This window comes from Streptomyces sp. NPDC051364 (assembly GCF_040682115.1).
Classification (GTDB): domain Bacteria; phylum Actinomycetota; class Actinomycetes; order Streptomycetales; family Streptomycetaceae; genus Streptomyces.
Genome location: NZ_JBFBAH010000014.1, coordinates 88014 through 108622, shown reverse-complemented (window position 1 = coordinate 108622; position 20609 = coordinate 88014). Strand labels below are relative to the sequence as shown.

Below are 20609 nucleotides of genomic sequence, written 5' to 3'. Positions count from 1 at the left end.
CGCCTGGCGCGCCGAAAACTACCGACGCTAGTTTGTAGGGTGGTCGAACGAGGTCAGGTCTCTGCGCGCTCGTGCGTGCTCGGGAGGAAAGCCATGAAGGCCCACGACGGGATGTACATCGGCGGCGAGTGGCGGACCGCCGCCGGACGCGACCGGATCGAGGTGGTCAACCCGGCCGATGAGCAGATCATCGGCGGGGTGCCGGCCGGCAACGCCGAAGACGTGGACGCGGCCGTACGCGCGGCACGTGCCGCGTTCCCCGGCTGGGCGGCCACGGCTCCGGCCGAGCGGGCCGCCCTGATCGCGGCGCTGCGTGACGTGCTGATCGCCCGCAAGAGCGAGTTCGCCGAGATCATCACCGCCGAACTCGGCTCTCCGCGGGGCTTCTCGGAGATGGTCCAGGTGGGAGCGCCGATCGCGGTGTCCTCCTCGTACGCCGAGCTGGTGGCCTCGTACGCCTTCGAGGAGCGGATCGGCAACTCCACCGTGCTGCTGGAGCCGGTCGGTGTCGTCGGCGCCATCACGCCCTGGAACTACCCGCTGCACCAGATCGTTGCCAAGGTGGCACCCGCTCTCGCCGCCGGCTGCACCCTCGTCCTCAAGCCGGCCGAGGACACCCCGCTGACCGCACAGCTCTTCGCCGAGGCCGTGCACGAGGCGGGCATCCCGGCCGGAGTGTTCAACCTGGTGACCGGGACCGGCCCGGTCGCCGGCCAGGCGCTGGCCGCGCACGAAGGGGTCGACCTCGTCTCCTTCACCGGCTCCACCGCGGTCGGCAAGCAGATCGGCGCCACGGCTGGTGCCGCCGTCAAGCGCGTCGCCCTCGAGCTCGGCGGAAAATCGGCCAATGTCATCCTGCCCGGGGCCGACCTCGCCAAGGCCGTCGCGACGGGCGTGGGCCACGTCATGAACAACTCCGGCCAGAGCTGCAACGCGCTCACGCGGATGCTCGTCCACCGCGACCAGTACGAGGAGGCCGTCTCGCTCGCGGCCGCCGCCGTCGCCTCGTACCCCTCCGGCGACCCCCGCGACCCGGGCACCCGCCTCGGCCCGGTCGTCAACGCCAAGCAGCGCGACCGCGTGCGCGGATACATCGCCAAGGGCGTCGAGGAAGGCGCGCGCCTCGTCGCCGGCGGCCCCGACGCGCCGCACGAGCACGGGTACTTCATCGCCCCGACCGTGTTCGCCGACGTCACGCCCGAGATGACGATCGCGCAGGAGGAGATCTTCGGCCCGGTGCTGTCGATCCTCCCGTACGAGGACCAGGACGACGCCCTGCGCATCGCCAACGGCACCGTGTACGGGCTGGGCGGCGCGGTCTGGGCGGCGGACGAGGAGACCGCCGTCGCCTTCGCCCGGCGCATGGACACCGGTCAGGTGGACATCAACGGCGGCCGCTTCAACCCGCTCGCGCCTTTCGGCGGCTACAAGCAGTCGGGCGTCGGCCGTGAGCTCGGCCCGCACGGCCTGGCCGAGTACCTCCAGACCAAGTCCTTGCAGTTCTGAGCCCCGAGAGACGGAATCGACCATGGTCCGCGCCGCCATCCTGCCCGCCGTCGGAGCCCCGCTGGAGATACGGGAGATAGTCCTGCCCGATCCCGGCCCCGGCCAGGTCCGGGTGCGGCTCGCCGCAGCCGGTGTCTGCCACTCCGATCTCTCCCTCACCGACGGCACCATGAGGGTGCCCGTCCCCGCCGTCCTCGGCCACGAGGGCTCGGGCACGGTCCTCGCCGTCGGCGAGGACGTCACGCACGTCGCCCCCGGCGACGGCGTGGTGCTCAACTGGTCCCCGTCCTGCGGGGAGTGCCACCACTGCTCGATCGGCGAGGTCTGGCTCTGCGCCAACGCGCTCACCGGGGTCGGGGCGGTCTACGCCCACGACGCCGCGGGCACGCCGCTGCACCCGGGGCTGAACGTGGCCGCGTTCGCCGAGGAGACGGTCGTCGCGGCCAACTGCGTGCTGCCCGCGCCCGCCGGGATCCCGCTCGCCGAGGCCGCCCTGCTCGGCTGCGCGGTGCTCACCGGCTACGGCGCCGTCCGCAACAGCGCCCGGGTCCGCCCCGGTGAGTCCGTCGCCGTCTTCGGCGTCGGCGGCGTCGGCCTGGCGGCCCTCCAGGCCGCGCGGATTGCCGAAGCGGGCCCGATCGTGGCCGTCGACGTCTCTGCGGCCAAGGAGGAGCTGGCGCGCGCGGCCGGGGCCACCGACTTCGTCCTCGCCTCCGACACCACCGCCAAGCAGATCCGGGCCCTCACCGGCGGCCAGGGCGCCGACGTCGCCGTCGAGTGCGTCGGCCGGGCGCAGTCCATCCGAGGAGCCTGGGACTCCACCCGCCGCGGCGGCCGCACCACGGTCGTCGGCATCGGCGGCAAGGAGCAGCAGATCACCTTCCACGCCCTGGAGATCTTCCACTTCGCCCGTACCCTCACCGGCTGTGTCTACGGGAACAGCGACCCCGCCCGCGACCTCCCGGTGATCGCGGACCACGTCCGCGCGGGCCGCCTCGACCTCGGCTCCCTGGTCACCGACCGCATCACCCTCGACGGCATACCGGCCGCCTTCGACGCGATGCTCGCCGGCAAGGGCGGCCGCTCGCTGGTCGTCTTCCAGCCGTAGGACACCGCACAGCGTCGCCGCGGAACTCTCACCCGCCCGCCTTCGGGAGGGCGGGGTTCCGCGGCCCGAGCCGGTCCCACTCGCTGTAGTCCCGCAGCGTGATGTCCTCGGCGGTCCTGCGGGCGATCCTGGCCGCCATGTCCTTCCCCGGCAGATACGGCATGACCTTGTAGTAGCGGTTGAGGAGCGTGGCCATCAGGCGGCTCCCGGGAACCATGAGCCTGGCGACGCCGTCGCCCATCTTCTGGCAGCCCGCCGCGTACTCCCGCAGTTCGTCCTCGTAGCGGGCGAACGCGGCACGGTGGTCTCCGCGCGCCGCGGCCAGCTCGCCGGCCAGCACGTACGCGCCGACCAGGGCGAGTCCCGTACCCATGCCGGACAGGGACGAGGGGCAGTGGGCGGCGTCGCCGAGCAGGGCGATCCGGCCGCGGCTCCAGGAGTCCGTGCGGACCTGCCCGACCGAGTCGAAGTAGAAGTCGGGCGCGTACCGCATGTCCTCCAGCAGCCGGTCGCTCTCCCACCCGTTGCCCGCGAACTGCTCGGCGAGGACGGCCTGCTGCCGCGCGACCTCGCGCCGGTCGAGGTCCAGGAGCGGGGAGGCGAAGTAGAAGACGGCCTTGGCCTCGGTGTTGTGGCGGGCGCTGTACATCGCGACGAGCCTGCCTGCCGTGCGGTAGGCGTGTCCGGTGTGGTCGAGCCCGAGCCGGTTGGCCGTGGTGAAGATCGCGCAGTGGACACCGAGGTGCCGTACGAACTGCTCCTCCGGGCCGAACGCCAGGCGGCGGGTGGTGGAATGCAGCCCGTCCGCGCCGATCACCAGGTCGAACCGGCGCGGCGCGCCGCGCTCGAAGGTGACGGTCACGCCCTCGGCGTCCTCGGTGAGCGAGGTGACGGAGTCTCCGAAGACGTACTCGGTGTGCGCCGCGGTCGCATCGTAGAGGATCCGCGCCAGGTCGCCGCGGAGGATCTCGACGTCTCCGGCGAACAGGTCGGCGGGCAGCTGCGCTTGCGGCCTGCCCGCGCTGTTGACGTACGCCATGGAGCCCATACCGGTCCGGGCCCGTTCGACGGCGTCCAGGATGCCCATGCCGCGGAGGACCGACAGATGGGCCTCGCCGCGGAAGTCGACGGCGTAGCCCCCGTCGCGGAGGGCGGGCGCGCGTTCCACGATCGTGGTGGTGAAGCCGTACCGGTGGAGCCAGTGGGCGAGCGCGGGGCCGGCGACGGAGGCGCCGGAGATCAGTACGCTGAGGTTCTTCGTCTCTGTGGTGTCCATGCCGGTGAGCTTCCACGGCAGGGCTCACCACGGGCTCACCGCGTGCTCACCGCCTCGACGACGCGTTCTGCGACGTCCGCGGGCAGGCCCAGCAGGCGGAGCGCTTCCGGGGTGTCGGCCCCGGTCCTCAGCGCTGCCTCGGCGGCCTCCCGGTAGCGGGTCCGGGCCGCTGCACGGTCGCCGCGCGACTCGGCGATGCGGCCGAGGCCGACGAGCGTACGGACCCGGGTGCCGACGCTCTTGACCCAGTGCGGGTCGGCCCGCTCCAGAGCCTCCTCGTACAGCCGCTCCGCGTCGGCCGGGTCCCCGTCCAGCAGGGCCATGTCGGCCAGTCCGCGCAGCGCCGCCGCCAGGCCGGTGGGGCTGCCGGCGCGGCGGGCGAGCACGGCGGCCTCCGCATAGTCGGCGCGGGCCGACGCCGGGTTCTCGCCGACGCGCTGGTCGGCCCGGTTGACGAGCAGGTCGGCGCTGTCCTCCAGGGCGCCGAGCTGCCCGGTGAGCGCGAGGGCCTCGTCGGTGAGCGCGACGGCCCGTACGTGGTCACCGCGCCCGCCCGCCATGCCGGCGAGGGCATCCAGGGCCAGGGCGGTGCCCCAGCGGTCACCGAGCTCGCGGAACCCTTGGGCGGCGGCGCCGAAGGTCTCCTCGGCCAGGGCGGTGTCCCCCTCACCGAGGGGCCCGAAGCCCGACACGTACCGGGCCGTGGCCCGCGCCCACGGTTCGGGGCAGTCGCGCTGGGCCGAGACGAGTGCGAAGGCGCTCTGCGCGTCGGCCTCGGCCGCGTTCCGCATCATCCAGAGGAACAGGCCGATGGGATAGCGGGCCGGACGGGCACCCGACCATGCGGCGGCCAGCGCCTGCTCGGCCGCCGCCCGGTGCCGTTGCCACACCGGCCGCCCGGCCGATCCCGCGCGAACCGCCCGTCACCAGCGCCGTCTTGCCGTTCAGCGTGCCCGTGCCCGTGCCCGTGCCCATGCCCGTGTCCATCCCCATGGTCCTGCCCCTTGCCCGGCGGCCGGTCCTCGGTGGATCCGGCGATGGGGCAACAGTCGCGGCGGCGGCTCACCGCACGCTCACCGCCGGCTCACCGGCTCACCGCTGGTGCGCCGGCGGTGGGCCGTTCAGGCCTCGGACAGCGCCTCGTACTGGAGGGCCAGCCCGTCCAGCAAGGCGGCCAGGCCGGTCTCGAACGCGCCCTCGTCCACCTCGCGCTGACGCTCGGCCAGCAGGTGGGCCTGGCCCAGGTGGGGGTAGTCCGACGGGTCGTACGCCGCCTCGTCGTCCACGAAACCCCGGGCGAAGGAGCCTACCGCCGAGCCCAGGATGAAGTACCGCATGAGCGCGCCGATCCGGGTCGCCTGCGCCGGGGGCCATCCTGCGGCCGTCATCGCGCCGAACACGGCGTCCGCCAGCCTCAGTCCGGCCGGGCGCCGGCCCGGGCCGCGCGCCAGCACCGGCACGATGTTCGGATGGTCGGACAGCGCGTCCCGGTACGACTGCGCCCAGTCGCGCAGGGCGGCCTGCCAGTCCCGGCCCGCCCCCGGCTCGAACATCGACAAGTCCACCCGCGCGCTCACCGCGTCCGCGACCGCGTCCAGGATCTCGTCCTTCGTGCGGAAGTGGTTGTAGAGGGAGGGTCCGCTGACCCCCAGCGCGGCCGCCAGCCGCCGCGTCGAAACCGCCTCCAGCCCCTCCGCGTCCACCAGCGCGCCCGCCGCCTCCACGATGCGGTCTCGGCTGAGGAGGGGCTTGCGCGGTCTGGCCATGCGCCACATAGTAGGGCCTGCCCGCCATAAACTACCGGTGCTAGTTAACGTGTGCCGGTCCACGCCGCCACACCCGGAGGTGCCCGGTGAACCTGGAGCTGAGCGAGGAGCAGGAGGCCGTACGCCGGCTCGCCCGCGAGTTCACCGAGCGCGAGATCGTCCCGTACGCCGCCGAGTGGGACCGCGCCGAGAGCGTGGACCGGGCCATCGTGAAGAAGCTCGGCGATCTCGGCTTCCTCGGGCTGACCGTCCCCGAGGAGTACGGCGGCTCGGGCGGCGACCACCTCGCCTACGTCCTCGTCACCGAGGAGCTCGGCCGCGGCGACTCGGCCGTGCGCGGCATCGTCTCCGTCTCCCTCGGCCTGGTCGCCAAGACCCTCGCCGCCTGGGGGACCGAGGAGCAGAAACGCTCCTGGCTGCCCCGCCTCTGCTCGGGCGACGCACTCGGCTGCTTCGGGCTGACCGAGCCCGGCACCGGCTCCGACGCCGGCAGCCTCACCACCCGCGCCGTGCGCGAGGGGGATGCGTACGTGATCAGCGGCAGCAAGATGTTCATCACCAACGGCACCTGGGCCGACGTGGTCCTCCTCTTCGCCCGCACCGGCGACGAGCCCGGCCACCGCGGGATCTCCGCGTTCCTCGTCCCCACCGGTACCCCCGGCCTGACCCGGCGCGAGATACACGGCAAGCTCGGCCTGCGCGGCCAGGCCACCGCGGAACTCGTCCTCGACGGCGTCCGGGTCCCCGCATCCGCGATGGTCGGCCCCGAGGGCAAGGGTTTCTCCGTGGCCATGTCGGCCCTCGCCAAGGGCCGGATGTCGGTCGCCGCCGGGTGCGTCGGCATCGCTCAGGCGGCGCTGGACGCCGCCGTCTCGTACGCCGCCCAGCGCGAGCAGTTCGGCAAGCCGATCGCCCACCACCAGCTGGTCCAGGAGCTGATCGCCGACATCTCGGTCGACGTGGACGCGGCCCGGCTGCTGACCTGGCGGGTGGCCGACCTCGTCGACCGCGGGCAGCCCTTCGCCACCGAGTCCTCCACCGCCAAGCTCTTCGCCTCCGAGGCCGCCGTGCGCGCCGCGAGCAACGCCCTCCAGGTGCACGGCGGTTACGGCTACATCGACGAGTACCCGGCCGGCAAGCTGCTGCGCGACGCCCGGGTGATGACCCTGTACGAGGGCACGAGCCAGATCCAGAAGCTGCTCATCGGCCGCGCCCGCACCGGCGTCTCCGCCTTCTGACTCCTGCGTCATGCGTTCTGAGTACGCATCTGAGTACGTGTGCGGATGTGGCTCCGGTCACGCCGCCCGATGCTGGGTCCATGAACGAGACACCGGTCAAGCAGCGCAACTCGACGGCGTACTACGGCCAGGCCGTCGCGTCCTTCGGCATCGCGATCTGCGCCGTGGCCCTGGGAATCTACAACCTCCAGGTGGACGGCTGGGTCCGCGCCTTCCTCGGTATCGCCGTCCTCTACCTCACCACCTCGGCCTTCACCCTCGCCAAGGTGATCCGCGACCGCCAGGAGCTCACCCAGATCGTCAGCCGGGTCGACCAGGCCCGGATGGAGAAGATCATGGCCGACTACGACCCCTTCCAGCCGAAGGTCTGAGTGCCGGCCGCTCTGTCGCCGAAGTCCGCTAAGCGCTTGCTCACCCTCCGGTAGGGTGTTCCTTCCACAGGACGAAGAGGGTGAGCGAGCGATGGACAGCGTGGAGGAGACGACCGGCGGCTACCGGCCGTGGTCGGAGGTCACCCCCGACGCCGCGCGGCGGCTGCTCGTCGCCGCCGTCGAAGCGTTCGCGGAGCGCGGGTACCACGCCACCACCACGCGTGACATCGCAGGGCGGGCCGGGATGAGCCCGGCCGCGCTCTACATCCACTACAAGACCAAGGAAGAGCTGCTCCACCGGATCAGCCGGATCGGCCACGACAAGGCGCTCGAGATCCTGGAGACCGCCGCTTGCGGCCCGGGCTCGGCCGCCGAACGGCTCGACGCCGCCGTACGGTCGTTCGTGCTGTGGCACGCCGCACACCACACCACTGCTCGCGTGGTCCAGTACGAGCTCGACGCTCTCGCTCCGGAGCACCGCTCCGAGATCGTGGCACTGCGCCGGCAGAGCGATGCCGCCGTGCGCCGCATCCTCGCCGACGGGGTCGCGGCGGGGGAGTTCGATGTGCCGGACGTCCCCGGCACCACCCTGGCCGTCCTGTCCCTGTGCATCGACGTGGCCCGCTGGTTCAGCACGGCCGGCCACCGTACGCCCGACGAGGTCGGCGCGCTCTACGCCGACCTCGTCCTGCGCATGGTGGGCGCGGCCCCTGACGCTCCCGCCTTCGCAACGCCTCAGAAGTAGTAGCGGGACACCGACTCCGCCACGCACACCGGCTTGTCGCCGTCCTCGCGCTCGACCGTGACCGTCGCCGCGACCTGGACGCCGCCGCCCGCCTCCGTGACTTCCGTGATCACGACGGTGGCGCGCAGCCGGGAGCCGACCGGCACCGGCGCCGGGAAACGCACCTTGTTCGTGCCGTAGTTGATGCCCATCTTCATGCCCTCGACTTGCATGACCTGCGGCACCAGGCTCGGCAGCAGCGACAGGGTGAGATAGCCGTGGGCGATGGTGGAGCCGAAGGGTCCGCCCGCGGCCCGCTCCGGGTCCACGTGGATCCACTGGTGGTCGCCGGTGGCATCGGCGAACAGGTCGATCCGCTTCTGGTCGACCTCCAGCCAGCCGCTCGGACCGAGCGTTTCCCCGATCCCTGCGTGCAGCTCCTCGGCGGACGTGAAGATCCTCGGCTCGGCCATGCGTCTCCCTCTCCCTGGCGAATAAGCGCTTGCTCAGCGCTGCTCAGCATGCTGGGGCTGCATGTATCTGTCAACGACACGTCTGTCAACGAATGTCGGCCCGGCCGACTACCCTCGGCGTCGTGCCGAAGATTCCCGAGAAAATCCACGAGCTCACCGTCGGCCAGCTGTCCGCCCGCAGCGGGGCGGCCGTCTCCGCGCTGCACTTCTACGAGACCAAGGGCCTGATCAGCAGCCGTCGCACCGCCGGAAACCAGCGCCGCTACAGCCGCGACGCACTGCGCCGGGTGGCCTTCGTACGCGCCGCCCAGCGCGTCGGCATCCCGCTCGCCGCCATCCGCGACGCACTCGCCCAGCTCCCCGAGGAGCGCACGCCCAACCGCGAAGACTGGGCCCGGCTTTCGGAGGCCTGGAGCGCCGAGCTCGACCAGCGGATCACCCGGCTGATGCGCCTGCGCGACCACTTGTCCGACTGCATCGGCTGCGGCTGCCTCTCGCTGAAGAACTGCGCCCTGTCCAACCCGGACGACAAGTTCGGCGACCAGCTCACCGGCTCCAGGCTGTAGCGGCGTTCTCCGTACCGGCCGCCTCGAGGGCCGCCGACACCAGCTCGGCATTCGAGCGCGCCCGCCGCCCGTCCGGCAGGTGCAGTACGTCGCCCACGCCGATCCGTGCGCCCGCACCGCACCGCGCGGCCAGCCGAAGCACCGGCCAGGCGGCGGTCTCCCGCCCGAACAGCAGCAGCGGCACCGGCGGCAGCCACCGCAGCCCCGCCACCAGCGCCGGATCGGCCACCGCCAGCTCCACCGCCAGCCGGATCCGCGCAGGGTCCCGTACCGGCCAGGCCAGGAACCGCGCAAGCGCACCCGGAGCCGGCTCCACCGCCCCTGGCTCAGCCCCTGGCCCGGCGCCCTCCCCGCCCAGCGGAACCATCGCGTCCACCGCCACGCCCCGCGCCAGCAGGGCCTCGGCCAGCTCCTCGGCCCCCGGCTCCGCGAAATGCACCACCGCCCGGTCCGGCAGCACCGTCCACGACCGGACCCGCTCCAGCCGCCCCGCCGGATCCGGCTCGGCCCCGATGCCCGCGGACACCGAAAGCGGTACGGAGACCCCCGCGCCCCGCACCGCCTCCAGCAGCGGCCCGACGACCCGGGGCGACAGGCTCTCCCGGCCGCACGGGGTCCGCGGATGGACCAGCACCTCCCCGGCCCCGGCGGCGACCGCCCCCAGGGCCGACTCCACCACGTCCGGCGGGGACAGGGGCACGGCACCGCCGTCGGCGGCAGTGCGCCCGCCGTTCAGCGACACCGACACCGACACCGACACCGGCGCCGACACCCGAAGCCCCCGCAGGCTCATGCCGCCCCCGCCGAAGCCGGATCCGTGGCCGAGCCCGCCAGCGCCGGCCGCGGCACGACGATCCCGCAGCCCGCGCACACCGGCCCGTCCCAGGCCCACGCCCCCTCCCAGTTGCCATGCCCCGCGCGGGGCCTGCGTCTCTGCCCCGGCACGTGCGCGGGCCAGCGCAGCTCCTGCTCCCCGCAGACCGGGCACCCCGTCCCCGGCTCCGACTCCAGTGCCGTGACCAGCCGCCGCAGCACCTCGCCCAGCGTCCCGTCGGGCCGCACCCCCGGATCGGCGCACCGCACCACCGCATCCCCGCTGCCGCCCCACGCCCACTCCGGGCGGCGCAGCCCGTGGTACTTCTCCCGCCGGCGCCGCTCCGCGAACTGGCGCTCGTACTCCAGCCACACCGCCCGCGCCTCCTCCAGCTCCTCCAACGCCGCGACCAGCCGCAGCGGATCGGCCCCCCGGTCCTCGGGGGCGATCCCGTGCCGGTCGCACAGATGCCACCACGTCGCCCGGTGCCCGTACGGAGCGAACCGCTCCAGGCAGCGGCGCAGCGAGTGGCGCCGCAGGGCACGGTCATTGCGTGCGTCCCGCACCTGGTACGCCAGACTTCGGAATCCCGCCATGACACCTTCACCTCCGTCGCGCCCACGCCCGCACCGGGGGGCGTCGTATTACGTCGAACGACGACGCACCGTGAGATGTGCCCAACATGCCCGGTCAGCTGCGGGCGCATGCGGGGGCGGTCGAGGCGTGCGGGTGGCACATGGCCGGAACTCAGCGCCCCATGCGCCCCGCAGCAACCACGAGCCGGGCCAGCTCCTCGTGGCAGATGTCGCTGTGCGCCCCCGAGGGCGGACCGCCGCGCCGCACCACGGACCCGGTGTCCACACTGACGCAACCGGCCTCCGGAACCCCCTCGCGCAAGGCGGTGTCGAGGCTGATCCGCGGCGCGCCCGGCACCGCCTGCACCCCGTCGTGACCGATCGCGCCCCACCGCTCGTCGAAACCGAGCAGACCGGCCGAATCCCCTGCCATCCGGGAGGCCAGCGGATAGAAGACCTTGAGGGCCGAATCGTACGGGGAGTGGCAGGCGAGCACCGGGCCGTCGACCCTGCGCTGCATCCCGCGCAGCGCCCCGCCGCTGCCCTTGTCGTGGGGGAGCCGGTCGGCGAAGGCGTAGTGGGAGAAGGCCCCTTGGAGCAGGGTCGCCGATTTCACGTACCGGGCCCCGTCCGGCACCGCGCGCAGCGCGAAGGACACCACCCGGGCCCCGAAGCTGTGGCCGATCAGATGGATCCGCAGGGCCGGGCGGTGGCCCGCCAGTTCGGCCAGTACCGGGCCGAGGCCGCGCTCGCCGACGACCCCGGCCCGCTTCTTCATCTGGTAGTACGTGGCCTGCCGCAGCAGCTCCTTGGCGCCGTTCCACAGCGCGCGCAGGCCGCCGCCGACGGAGAAGCCGGGCTCGGCGGCGCCTCCGGGCAGGGCGCCCGCCTCGATCAGCCCTTCGGTGAAGGCACGGCACACCTCCAGCACGTCGTGCGTGAAGACGGCGGGCACGTCCCGCACGGCAGGGACCGCGACGGCCGTGACGGCTGCGCCACCCGCGACACCCGAGGCGGTCGCGTCGGACGCCTCCGCCGGATCGGCTGTGTCCACCGCATCCACCCCCGCCAGCTCCCGTACCAGCGCGCCGAATTCGGTGAACGCGGCCGCCGACTCCGGCCGGTCCTCCAGCAGTTCGGCGACCCGGTCCAGCTCCGCCACCCGACCCGGCCAGAACTCCCCGAGCGCCCGCAGCGTGGCGGGGTCCAGCGCCGTCCCGTGGCTCGGCTCGGCGAGCGTGGCGTGGGGGTCGAAGTCCGGAATCGGCTCGTCCGAGAACCGGATCGAGGGCCAGACGACACCCACGTACCCCAGCCGGACCCCCGGCCCCACCAGTCCCGGGAAGGGCGCGTAGAAGCGGTCGAAGAGCCGGATCGACGTCGACCGGTCGCTGTTCCAGCCGTGCGCGAAGACCAGCAGATCGGTGGCCTCCAGCGCGGCCACCGCGTCCTGCGTGCTCCGGTCCACGTCCCCGTCGGAGTCGAAGGTCAGCTCCGCGTACGGACCGACCCCGATCCCGCCACTCGACGCCGTTGCATCCGACATGAGGTCCCCCTCCGCGCCGTCTCTCCGGTGCCGTCCAGCATCCTGCTGCCGCCCCTACCCGGCCAGACCCCTGCCGCCCACGGATTCACGCGGATTCACGCGGATTCACGCGGGTTCACGGGTACAGCAGGTACCGCCCCCGCACCGCCTCGAACCGCTCCAGCCCCGCCGCCCAGTCGGCCGCGATCTCCTCGACCCCCGCCCCCGCGTCCACCATCTTCCGGACCCGGTCCGAGCCGGTCAGCTGGTCGATCCAGTGGTCCGTGCGCCACGCGAAACCGCTCCACGTCCGCTTCGCGGTCATCAGCAGCCCGATCCCGGCCCGTACCGGATCGAAGGCCGCCCGGTCGTGCACGATCAGCCGGACCCCGCCGCACACCTTCCCGGCGAACTTGGAGAACGTCGGCGTGAAGTAGGCCTCCCGGAACCACACACCGGGCAGCCCCAGCGCCTGGGCCGCCTCCGCCCACCGCCGGTCCACGCCCTCCGCGCCGACCACCTCGAACGGCGTGGTCGTACCGCGCCCCTCCGACAGGTTGGTGCCCTCGAACAGGCAGGTGCCGGCGTACGCGAGGGCCGTGTCCGGCGTCGGCACGTTCGGGCTCGGCGGCACCCAGGGCAGTCCGGTCGCCCCGAAGAAGGAGTCCCGCCGCCACCCGGTCATCCGTACAGTGCTCAGCCTGACCGGCTGCGCGGCCAGGAACTCCCCGTTGAACAGCAGGGCCAGCTCGGCCACCGTCATCCCGTGCGCGAGCGCGATCGGCTCCCGGCCCACGCCGCTCGCGTACGCGCGCTCCAGTACGGGCCCGGCGGCCCGCCGGCCGCCCACCGGGTTCGGCCGGTCCAGTACGACCACCGTCTTGCCGGCCAGTGCGGCCGCGCGCATGCAGTCGTACAGGGTCCAGATGTAGGTGTAGAAGCGCGCCCCGACGTCCTGGATGTCGAAGACGACGGTGTCGATCCCGGCCGCCGTGAACACGTCCGCGAGCTTCTGCCCGCTCTTGCCGTACGTGTCGTACACCGGCAGCCCGGTCGCCGGATCGCGCCCGGCCGCCTCCGAATCGCCCGCCTGCGCCGTCCCGCGGAACCCGTGCTCCGGCCCGAACACCGCCACCAGGTTCACCGTGGCGTCCGCATGCAGTACGTCGACCAGGTGGCGGGCGTCGGCGGTGATCCCGGTGGGGTTGGTGACCACCCCGATCCGCTGCCCGGCGAGCACCGCGTAGCCGTCCGCGGCGAGCTGCTCGAAGCCCGTGCGCACCCGGTCGGCTGCCTCCGCCGGCTGGTCCGGGGCCCGGCCGGGCCCCGCGCCCACCGCCCCAAGAGTCCCCAAGGCCCCCGTCGTCCCCGCCAGCCCCAACAGCCCCCGTCGTGACAGCGTCATCCGGCCACGCTATGCGCCTGCCCTCTTCCACCCCGACATACCGACCGGTTAGTCTGCCCGGCATCCGGCCATGAAAGGTGATCCCCGTGAGCGCGTACCAGGACCAGCGAGTCGTCGTCACCGGCGCGGGCGGCGGCATCGGCGCCGCCCTCGCCCACCGCTTCGCCGCCGAGGGGGCCACGGTCGTGGTCAACGACCTCGACGCCGCCAAGGCCGCCGCCGTGGCGGGCGAGATCGGTGCCCGGGCGATCGCGGTCCCGGGCGATGCGTCGGCCGTCGTGGCGCAGGCCCGCGAGGCGCTCGGCGGACGGGTGGACGTCTACTGCGCGAACGCCGGACTCGCCTCGGGCGGCGACGCGTTCGCCGACGAGGCCGTGTGGGAGGCGGCCTGGGACACCAACGTCATGGCGCACGTCCGCGCTGCCCGGCTGCTGCTGCCCGACTGGCTGGAGCGCGGGAGCGGGCGCTTCGTGTCCACCGTCTCGGCCGCAGGGCTGCTGACCATGATCGGGGCGGCGCCGTACAGTGTCACCAAGCACGGTGCGCTCGCCTTCGCGGAGTGGCTCTCGCTGACCTACCGCCACCGCGGCGTGCAGGTCCATGCCATCTGCCCGCAGGGGGTGCGCACCGACATGCTGACGGCCGCGGGCTCGGCGGGCGAACTCGTCCTCACGCCGACCGCGATCGAGCCGGAAGCGGTTGCGGACGCACTGTTCGACGGCATGGAGAAGGGCCGGTTCTTGATCCTCCCGCACCCCGAGGTCGCGGACTACTACGCCGCCCGCGCCACCGAACCGGACCGCTGGCTCGGCAGCATGAACCACCTCCAGCAGAAGTGGGAGACCAGGTGACCCGGCCCTCGGGCTATGCCGCCAAGCCGTGGCTCGGGCTGCTCGGCCCGGCCCAGCGCGCCCCCGTCTCCCCGCCGCCCAGCGTGCTGCACGCCTTCCGCGAAGCCGTCGCCCGGGCCCCGGAGCGCACCGCGCTGGCCTACTTCGACGGCCGCATCGGCTACGCGGAGACCGACGCGCTCTCCGACTCCGTCGCCGGCCACCTCGCCGTGCACGGCATCCGCCGCGGGGACCGGGTCGCCGTCATGCTGCAGAACACCCCGCACTTCGTGCTCGCCGTCCTGGGCGCCTGGAAGGCCGGGGCGGTGGTCGTCCCGCTCAACCCCATGTACAAAGCGGGCGAGATCGGGCACATCCTGCGGGACTCGGGGGCTTCCGCGCTGGTCTGCGACGGCCGCGCGTGGACGGCGTACGTGGCCGAGGCCGTCCGCGGCACGGCCGTACGGGTCGCCCTGACCGCCTCGGACCGGGACTTCCAGACCCGGAACGACCCGCGCGTCTTCGCCCCGGCGGAACCGGGCTCCGCGAAGCCGGGCTCCGCGAAGCCGGGCTCCGCGAAGCCGGGCTCCGCCAAGCCGGGCTCCGCCGCCGCGCCGGACCCGACCGCGCCGGGCTCTGCCCCGCCGGAGGCAGGCATCGCCGGACTGGTCCCGCAGCAGCGGCACCCACAGGCCGGACCCTCCAAGGCAGGACCCCTGCAGCCCGGACCCGCCCGCCCCGACGCCGAACGCCCCGGCATCCCGGCCCCGGCCCGCGGGGTGGCCCCGGCCGACCTCACCGCCGTGGCCCGCCAGGGCCACCCCGCCCCGCCGGACCCCGGCCTCACCGCCGCCGACACCGCGCTCATCAGCTACACCTCCGGCACCAGCGGTACCCCCAAGGGCGCCATGAACCCGCACGGCGCGCTCACCCACAACGCCGTACGGCAGGTCACCGGGCACCCGCTCCCCGAGGGCGCCGCGTACTTCGCCCTCGCGCCCCTGTTCCACATCACCGGCATGGTCTGCGAGCTCGGCGCCTGCTTCGCCAACGCCGGCACCCTCGTCCTCGCCCACCGCTTCGACGCCGGCGTCGTCCTCGACGCCTTCCTTGAGCACCGCCCCGCCTACACCGTCGGTCCGGCCACCGCCTTCATGGCCCTCGCCGCCCACCCCGAGGTCGCCCCGGACCACTTCGCCTCGTTCCAGGTGATCTCCTCCGGCGGGGCCCCGCTCCCGCCCGCCCTCGTCGAACGCCTCCGCGCCGCCTTCGGCTTCTACCTGCGCAACGGCTACGGCCTCACCGAGTGCACCGCGCCCTGCGCCTCCGTGCCCGTGCACCTCGAAGCCCCGGTGGACCCCGCCTCCGGCACCCTCTCCGTGGGCCTGCCGGGCGCGGACACGCTCGTACGGATCCTGGACGAGCAGGGCGGCGAGGTGCCCTTCGGCGAGACCGGCGAGATAGCCGTCCGCGGGCCCCAGGTCGTCCCCGGCTACTGGGGGCTGCCGGCGGACACCGCCAAGGCCTTCCCGGAAGGCGAACTGCGTACCGGCGACGTCGGGTTCATGGACGCGGACGGCTGGCTCTACGTCGTCGACCGCAAGAAAGACATGATCAACGCCTCCGGGTTCAAGGTCTGGCCGCGCGAGGTAGAGGACGTGCTCTACACCCACCCCGCCGTGCGCGAGGCGGCCGTGGTCGGCGTCCCGGACCCGTACCGCGGGGAGAGCGTGAAGGCGTACGTGAGCCTGCGTCCCGGCACCTCGGCGCTGCCGGAGGAGCTGTCCGCGTACTGCGCCGCGCGCATCGCCGCGTACAAATACCCGCGGCAAGTGGAGATCCTGCCTGTCCTGCCGAAGACGACGAGTGGCAAGATCCTGCGACGGGAACTGCGCGACCGCGGCTGAAAAGAGTCGTACGGTCGTACAGCAGGTCGTACGGCTGGTGTGTACGGCCGGTCCGTACGGCCGGTCGTACGACCAGAGAACAGGGAAGGGAAGGTCAGCGCCATGGCTGCCAGGACCACGGAGCCCGAAGGCACGCACGAAGCCCCGGTGCCGCAGCGGCTGCTGGCCGTCGCCACCCGGCTGTTCGCCGAGCGCGGCTACGACCGCACCTCCGTACAGGAGATCGTCGAGGCGGCCGGGGTCACCAAGGGTGCGCTCTACCACTATTTCGGATCCAAGGACGACCTGCTGCACGAGGTGTACTCGCGGATGCTGCGCCTCCAGCAGCAGCGCCTGGACGCGGTGGCCGATTCCGATGCCCCGGTCGAGGAACGGCTGCGCGCCGCGGCCGCCGACGTGGTGGTCACCACCATCGAGAACCTCGACGACGCGGCCATCTTCTTCCGGTCGATGCACCAGCTCAGCCCGGAGAAGTTCAAGCAGGTGCGGGCGGAGCGCCGGCGCTACCACGAGCGCTTCCGGGCGCTGGTCGAGGAAGGCCAGCGCACCGGAGTGTTCTCCACCGCCACGCCCGCGGACCTGGTGGTGGACTACCACTTCGGCTCCGTCCACCACCTGTCCACCTGGTACCGCACGGACGGCCCGCTCACGCCGCAGCAGGTCGCCGATCACCTCGCCGACCTGCTGCTGCGCGCGCTGCGACCGTAGGAGAGCGGTCAGGGCGTCAGGTCACCCGTTACGGGGCCACCTTCAGCAGCTTGTTCGCCGTGCCCGGCGACGGGTTGCTCACCGCGCCCGCCGTGGCCGCGGCCGTCAGCGCCGCGGCCGTCTGCGCCGGGGTCGCGGACGGGTGCCCGGCCAGGTAGACCGCCGCGGCGCCCACCACGTGCGGGGTGGCCATGGAGGTGCCCGAGATGGTCTTCGTACCGGTGTCGCTGTCGTTCCAGTCGGACGTGATGTCCGAACCCGGCGCGTACAGGTCCACCACGGAGCCGAAGTTCGAGAACGAGGACTGCTCGTCGTCGATGGTGCTCGACGCCACGGTGATCGCCTCCGGAACCCGCGAGGGGGAGCCCTGTCCGGCGTCGGCCGACTCGTTGCCCGCCGCCACGGCGAAGGTGACGCCCGAGGCGATGGCCCGGCGCACCGCCTCGTCCAGCGCCTCGTCCGCGCCGCCGCCCAGGCTCATGTTGGCCACCGAGGGCCCCGAGTGGTGCTGGGTGACCCAGTCGATCCCGGCGACCACCTGCTCGGTGGTGCCGGAGCCGTTGTCGTCCAGCACCCGCACCGCGACCAGCTTCGCCTTCTTGGCGACGCCGTGCGCGGTCCCGGCTATGGTGCCCGCGACGTGCGTGCCGTGGCCGTTGCCGTCGTCGGCCTTGTCGTCGTTGTCCACCGCGTCGAAGCCGGACGTCGCGCGGCCGCCGAAGTCCTTGTGCGTCGTGCGTATCCCGGTGTCGATGACGTACGCCGTCACGCCCTCGCCGGCGCTGTCGGGGTAGTTGTACTTCTTGTCGCCCGCCTTGGCCGTCTGGTCGATCCGGTCCAGACCCCATGAAGGCGGGTTGTCCTGCGTGGCGTTGATGGTGAACTTCTTGTTCTGCACGACCTTGCCGACGGCCGGGTCCGCGGCGAGCCGCTTGGCCTCGGTCTCGCTCAGGCCCGAGGCCGAGAAGCCGTTGACCCCGGAGCTGTACGTGCGCTTCAGCTCGCCGCCGTACTTCTTGGCCAGCTGTTCCTTGTTCGTGGATGCGTCGAGGATGACGACGTAGCTACCGCTGATCGCACCGGGTGCGCCCAGTCCGTACACCGTGCCCTCGGCCGGTGTCGCCGCACCCGCTAAGGGGCTGGCGATCAGGGCCACGGCGGCCGCGGCGGCGACTCCCGTGCCGACCGCCGCGTACCGGAAAGTGCGCGAGCGCTTGTGAGTTGCCATCTGGAGAGTTCTCCTCTTGCTGACGTGTGGGGCGTCAAACGTTCTGGAGAACCCTGTTCCGATTGACAGGCGCAAATCAAGAACGTACCGGCGGTTCGGGGTTGTTCAACAAGGTTTCTTAAAAGCTCCCCCGCATCGCCTTCACGTCGCACATGAGTTCACGCGAACTCCTGCACGATTCCCACACGTTCACGAGCGGCCCGCGTACTTCTTCAGCTCCCGGTGCGCCAGCGAACGCTGGTGCACCTCGTCCGGACCGTCCGCCAGCCGCAACGTCCGTGCCGCCGCCCACAGTTCGGCCAGCGGGAAGTCCTGGCTCACCCCGCCCGCGCCGTGCAGCTGCACCGCGTCGTCCAGGATCCGCACCACCGCCCGCGGGGTTGCGATCTTGATGGCCTGGATCTCGGTGTGCGCACCCCGGTTGCCGACCGTGTCCATCAGCCAGGCAGTCTTCAGGACCAGCAGGCGCAGCTGCTCCACCGTGACCCGGGCGTCCGCGATCCAGTTCTGTACGACGCCCTGCGCGGCCAGCTCCTTGCCGAAGGCCGTACGGCCCACCGCGCGCCGGCACATCAGCTCGATGGCCCGCTCCGCCATGCCGATCAGCCGCATGCAGTGGTGGATCCGGCCCGGGCCGAGCCGGGCCTGGGCGATCGCGAAGCCGGTGCCCTCCTCGCCGATCAGGTTCGCGGCCGGGACCCGGACCCCGTCGAAGACCACCTCGGCGTGGCCGCCGTGGTCGTGGTCCTCGTACCCGTACACCGTCATCGCCCGGCGTACCTCGACGCCCGGGGTGTCGCGCGGGACCAGGATCATCGACTGCTGGCGGCGCGGATCGGCGCCTTCCGGGTCCGTCTTGCCCATGACGATGAAGATCTTGCAGTCCGGGTTCATGGCGCCGGAGATGAACCACTTGCGGCCGGTGACGACGTACTCGTCACCGCTCGCCGAGCGCTCGATCCGGGTCTCGATGTTCGTCGCGTCCGAGGAGGCCACCTCGGGCTCGGTCATCGCGAAGGCGGACCGGATCTCGCCGGCCAGCAGCGGCTCGAGCCACTGCTTCTTCTGCTCCTCGTTGCCGAACTGCGCGAGCAGCTCCATGTTCCCGGTGTCCGGAGCCGCGCAGTTGGTCGCCATCGGCGCCAGGTGCGGGCTGCGGCCGGTGATCTCGGCGAGCGGGGCGTACTGGAGGTTGGTCAGCCCGGCGCCGCGCTCCGCGTCCGGCAGGCTGTGCTGGTCTGCAAAGAACAGGTTCCACAGGCCCTGACGGCGCGCCTCGGCCTTCAGTTCACCGAAGACGGCCGGGGTGTCCCAGGGCGAGGCCAGCCGCGCGCGCTGCTCGGCGGCGACGGGCTCCGCCGGGTACACGTACTCGTCCATGAACGCGAGCAGCCGCTCGCGGAGTTCCTCGGTCCGGGCGTCGAATGCGAAGTCCATGGGTGTGCCTCAGCCTTCCTGCGGTTCTTGGAGGGTGGTCAGACCGTGCTCGATGAAGACCGGGACCAGCTCGCCGATCCGGTCGAAGCCCGCGCCCACCGTCTGCCCGAGCGTGTAGCGGTAGTGGATGCCTTCGAGGATCACCGCGAGCTTGAACCAGGCGAAGGCCGTGTACCAGGCGATCGCGCCGGTGTCCCGGCCGGAGCGGGCGGCGTACCGCTCGATCAGCTCGGCCGGCGCCGGATGGCCGGGCGCGCCGCTCGTCGTGCTGACCGGGGAGTCGGTCAGCCCCAGGTCCGAGCTGTACATCACCAGCAGTCCGAGGTCGGTCAGCGGATCGCCGAGCGTGGACATCTCCCAGTCCAGCACCGCCCGGATCGTGTCGTCCGGACCGCCGATCAGTACGTTGTCCAGCCGGAAGTCGCCGTGCACGACGGTCGGGGCGGGGGAGTCGGGCAGGGCGCGGCCGAGCGCGCCGTGCAGCTCGTCGATGCCCGCGAGTTCGCGCCCCCGGGAGGCCGCGAGCTGCTTGCCCCAGCGGCGCAGCTGCCGGTCGAGGAAGCCCTCGGGCCGGCCGAAGTCGCCCAGGCCCACCGCCTCCGGGTCCACCGCGTGCAGGTCGACCAGCGTGTCGACCAGGCCCAGGACCGCCCGCCGGGTGCGCTCGGGGCCGATCGCGGCCAGCTGTCCGGCCGTCCGGTACGGCACCCCGTCCACGTACTCCATGACGTAGAACGGCGCCCCGAGGACCGACTCGTCCTCGCACAGCAGCAGCGGCTCGGGCACCGGCACGGCCGTACCGTGCAGCGCCCGGATCACCCGGTGCTCGCGCCGCATGTCGTGCGCCGTGGCCAGGACGTGACCGAGCGGCGGGCGGCGCACCACCCAGCGGGCGGTCCCGTCGGTGATCTCGTACGTGAGGTTCGAGCGGCCGCCTTCGATCAGCCGGCCGCGCAGCGCCCCGGCCACGAGCCCCGGCCGCGCCCGGTCGAGATGACCGCGCAGCCGCTCCAGATCGAGGCCCCGGGGGCCGGCTGAAGCGGACGCTGACGCTGAGGTCATGGTGCGCACCTCCGTGCGGAGTGGACGAGGACGAGCGAACGAGAGACATCATGCCGACCAGTCGGTATGTCGTCCAGTGTGCAGGGCCCA

Annotated in this window: 20 protein-coding genes; 9 read left to right on the top strand and 11 right to left on the bottom strand. The window is 72.8% G+C overall.

Annotated elements, in window-relative coordinates:
• Positions 1–93: 93 nt before the first annotated feature.
• Together AB0M76_RS26800 and AB0M76_RS26795 are read left to right on the top strand one after the other, a co-directional pair.
• Positions 94–1506: an aldehyde dehydrogenase family protein gene (locus AB0M76_RS26800; RefSeq protein ID WP_365955290.1), complete on the top strand. Its 1413-nt coding sequence runs from the start codon at positions 94–96 to the stop codon at positions 1504–1506.
• Between the two features lie 22 nt (positions 1507–1528).
• A complete protein-coding gene (locus AB0M76_RS26795; protein WP_365955289.1) occupies positions 1529–2614 on the top strand; it encodes a Zn-dependent alcohol dehydrogenase in 1086 nt (361 codons plus the stop codon).
• Positions 2615–2642: 28 nt separating this feature from the next.
• Here the strand turns inward: AB0M76_RS26795 and AB0M76_RS26790 are convergent, their stop codons facing one another.
• The 3 genes from AB0M76_RS26790 to AB0M76_RS26780 all read right to left on the bottom strand — a co-directional run bounded on the left by AB0M76_RS26790 (position 2643) and on the right by AB0M76_RS26780 (position 5656).
• Positions 2643–3890 carry an FAD-dependent monooxygenase gene (locus AB0M76_RS26790; protein ID WP_365955288.1) on the bottom strand — a complete coding sequence of 416 codons (1248 nt, stop codon included), beginning with the start codon at positions 3888–3890 and terminating at the stop codon, positions 2643–2645.
• 35 nt (positions 3891–3925) lie between these two features.
• On the bottom strand, positions 3926–4780 hold the full coding sequence (locus AB0M76_RS26785; protein WP_365955287.1) for a tetratricopeptide repeat protein: 855 nt from the start codon (positions 4778–4780) through the stop codon (positions 3926–3928).
• Between the two features lie 231 nt (positions 4781–5011).
• On the bottom strand, positions 5012–5656 hold the full coding sequence (locus AB0M76_RS26780; RefSeq protein WP_365955286.1) for a TetR/AcrR family transcriptional regulator C-terminal domain-containing protein: 645 nt from the start codon (positions 5654–5656) through the stop codon (positions 5012–5014).
• A gap of 86 nt (positions 5657–5742) precedes the next feature.
• On the opposite strand from AB0M76_RS26780, the gene AB0M76_RS26775 reads away from it, so the two are divergent.
• The 3 genes from AB0M76_RS26775 (at position 5743) to AB0M76_RS26765 (ending at position 8010) form a co-directional block, all read left to right on the top strand.
• Positions 5743–6894 (top strand): acyl-CoA dehydrogenase family protein, encoded by a 1152-nt coding sequence (locus tag AB0M76_RS26775; RefSeq protein WP_365955285.1) that lies wholly within the window; start codon positions 5743–5745, stop codon positions 6892–6894.
• A gap of 80 nt (positions 6895–6974) precedes the next feature.
• The gene (locus tag AB0M76_RS26770; protein ID WP_030294243.1) at positions 6975–7265 is read left to right on the top strand and encodes a YiaA/YiaB family inner membrane protein; all 291 of its coding nucleotides are present in this window, start codon (positions 6975–6977) and stop codon (positions 7263–7265) included.
• A 91-nt stretch (positions 7266–7356) separates the two neighbouring features.
• Entirely contained in the window at positions 7357–8010 is a 654-nt protein-coding gene (locus AB0M76_RS26765) for a TetR/AcrR family transcriptional regulator (RefSeq protein WP_365955284.1), read from the top strand.
• Here the strand turns inward: AB0M76_RS26765 and AB0M76_RS26760 are convergent.
• Positions 8001–8462 carry a MaoC family dehydratase gene (locus tag AB0M76_RS26760; RefSeq protein WP_365955283.1) on the bottom strand — a complete coding sequence of 154 codons (462 nt, stop codon included), beginning with the start codon at positions 8460–8462 and terminating at the stop codon, positions 8001–8003. The two genes, AB0M76_RS26765 and AB0M76_RS26760, sit on opposite strands and share 10 nt — an antisense overlap.
• Positions 8463–8584: 122 nt before the next feature.
• Between AB0M76_RS26760 and soxR the strand changes: the two genes are divergently transcribed.
• Positions 8585–9028, top strand: a complete 444-nt coding sequence (gene soxR, locus AB0M76_RS26755; RefSeq protein ID WP_323139602.1) for a redox-sensitive transcriptional activator SoxR — start codon at positions 8585–8587, stop codon at positions 9026–9028.
• On the opposite strand, the gene AB0M76_RS26750 is transcribed toward soxR, so the two are convergent.
• The 4 genes from AB0M76_RS26750 to AB0M76_RS26735 all read right to left on the bottom strand — a co-directional run bounded on the left by AB0M76_RS26750 (position 9009) and on the right by AB0M76_RS26735 (position 13347).
• A complete protein-coding gene (locus AB0M76_RS26750) occupies positions 9009–9821 on the bottom strand; it encodes a 3-keto-5-aminohexanoate cleavage protein (protein WP_365955282.1) in 813 nt (270 codons plus the stop codon). The two genes, soxR and AB0M76_RS26750, sit on opposite strands and share 20 nt — an antisense overlap.
• A complete protein-coding gene (locus tag AB0M76_RS26745) occupies positions 9818–10438 on the bottom strand; it encodes a hypothetical protein (protein ID WP_365955281.1) in 621 nt (206 codons plus the stop codon). Before AB0M76_RS26745 ends, AB0M76_RS26750 begins: the two co-directional genes overlap by 4 nt.
• 151 nt (positions 10439–10589) lie before the next feature.
• Complete coding sequence (locus tag AB0M76_RS26740; RefSeq protein WP_365955280.1) at positions 10590–11963, bottom strand: serine-threonine protein kinase; 1374 nt, start codon at positions 11961–11963, stop codon at positions 10590–10592.
• 115 nt (positions 11964–12078) lie between these two features.
• The gene (locus AB0M76_RS26735) at positions 12079–13347 is read right to left on the bottom strand and encodes a DUF1343 domain-containing protein (RefSeq protein WP_365955279.1); all 1269 of its coding nucleotides are present in this window, start codon (positions 13345–13347) and stop codon (positions 12079–12081) included.
• A 77-nt stretch (positions 13348–13424) separates the two neighbouring features.
• On the opposite strand from AB0M76_RS26735, the gene AB0M76_RS26730 reads away from it, so the two are divergent.
• The 3 genes from AB0M76_RS26730 (at position 13425) to AB0M76_RS26720 (ending at position 16792) form a co-directional block, all read left to right on the top strand.
• Positions 13425–14198: an SDR family NAD(P)-dependent oxidoreductase gene (locus AB0M76_RS26730; protein ID WP_365955278.1), complete on the top strand. Its 774-nt coding sequence runs from the start codon at positions 13425–13427 to the stop codon at positions 14196–14198.
• On the top strand, positions 14195–16084 hold the full coding sequence (locus tag AB0M76_RS26725; RefSeq protein ID WP_365955277.1) for an AMP-binding protein: 1890 nt from the start codon (positions 14195–14197) through the stop codon (positions 16082–16084). Before AB0M76_RS26730 ends, AB0M76_RS26725 begins: the two co-directional genes overlap by 4 nt.
• Before the next feature lie 102 nt (positions 16085–16186).
• Positions 16187–16792 (top strand): TetR/AcrR family transcriptional regulator, encoded by a 606-nt coding sequence (locus AB0M76_RS26720; RefSeq protein WP_267000254.1) that lies wholly within the window; start codon positions 16187–16189, stop codon positions 16790–16792.
• Between the two features lie 28 nt (positions 16793–16820).
• Here the strand turns inward: AB0M76_RS26720 and AB0M76_RS26715 are convergent, their stop codons facing one another.
• The 3 genes from AB0M76_RS26715 to AB0M76_RS26705 form a co-directional block, all read right to left on the bottom strand.
• Positions 16821–18020 (bottom strand): S8 family serine peptidase, encoded by a 1200-nt coding sequence (locus AB0M76_RS26715; protein WP_365955276.1) that lies wholly within the window; start codon positions 18018–18020, stop codon positions 16821–16823.
• A 189-nt stretch (positions 18021–18209) separates the two neighbouring features.
• The gene (locus tag AB0M76_RS26710; RefSeq protein WP_365955275.1) at positions 18210–19457 is read right to left on the bottom strand and encodes an acyl-CoA dehydrogenase family protein; all 1248 of its coding nucleotides are present in this window, start codon (positions 19455–19457) and stop codon (positions 18210–18212) included.
• 9 nt (positions 19458–19466) lie between these two features.
• Positions 19467–20519 (bottom strand): phosphotransferase family protein, encoded by a 1053-nt coding sequence (locus tag AB0M76_RS26705; RefSeq protein ID WP_365955274.1) that lies wholly within the window; start codon positions 20517–20519, stop codon positions 19467–19469.
• Positions 20520–20609: the final 90 nt, after the last annotated feature.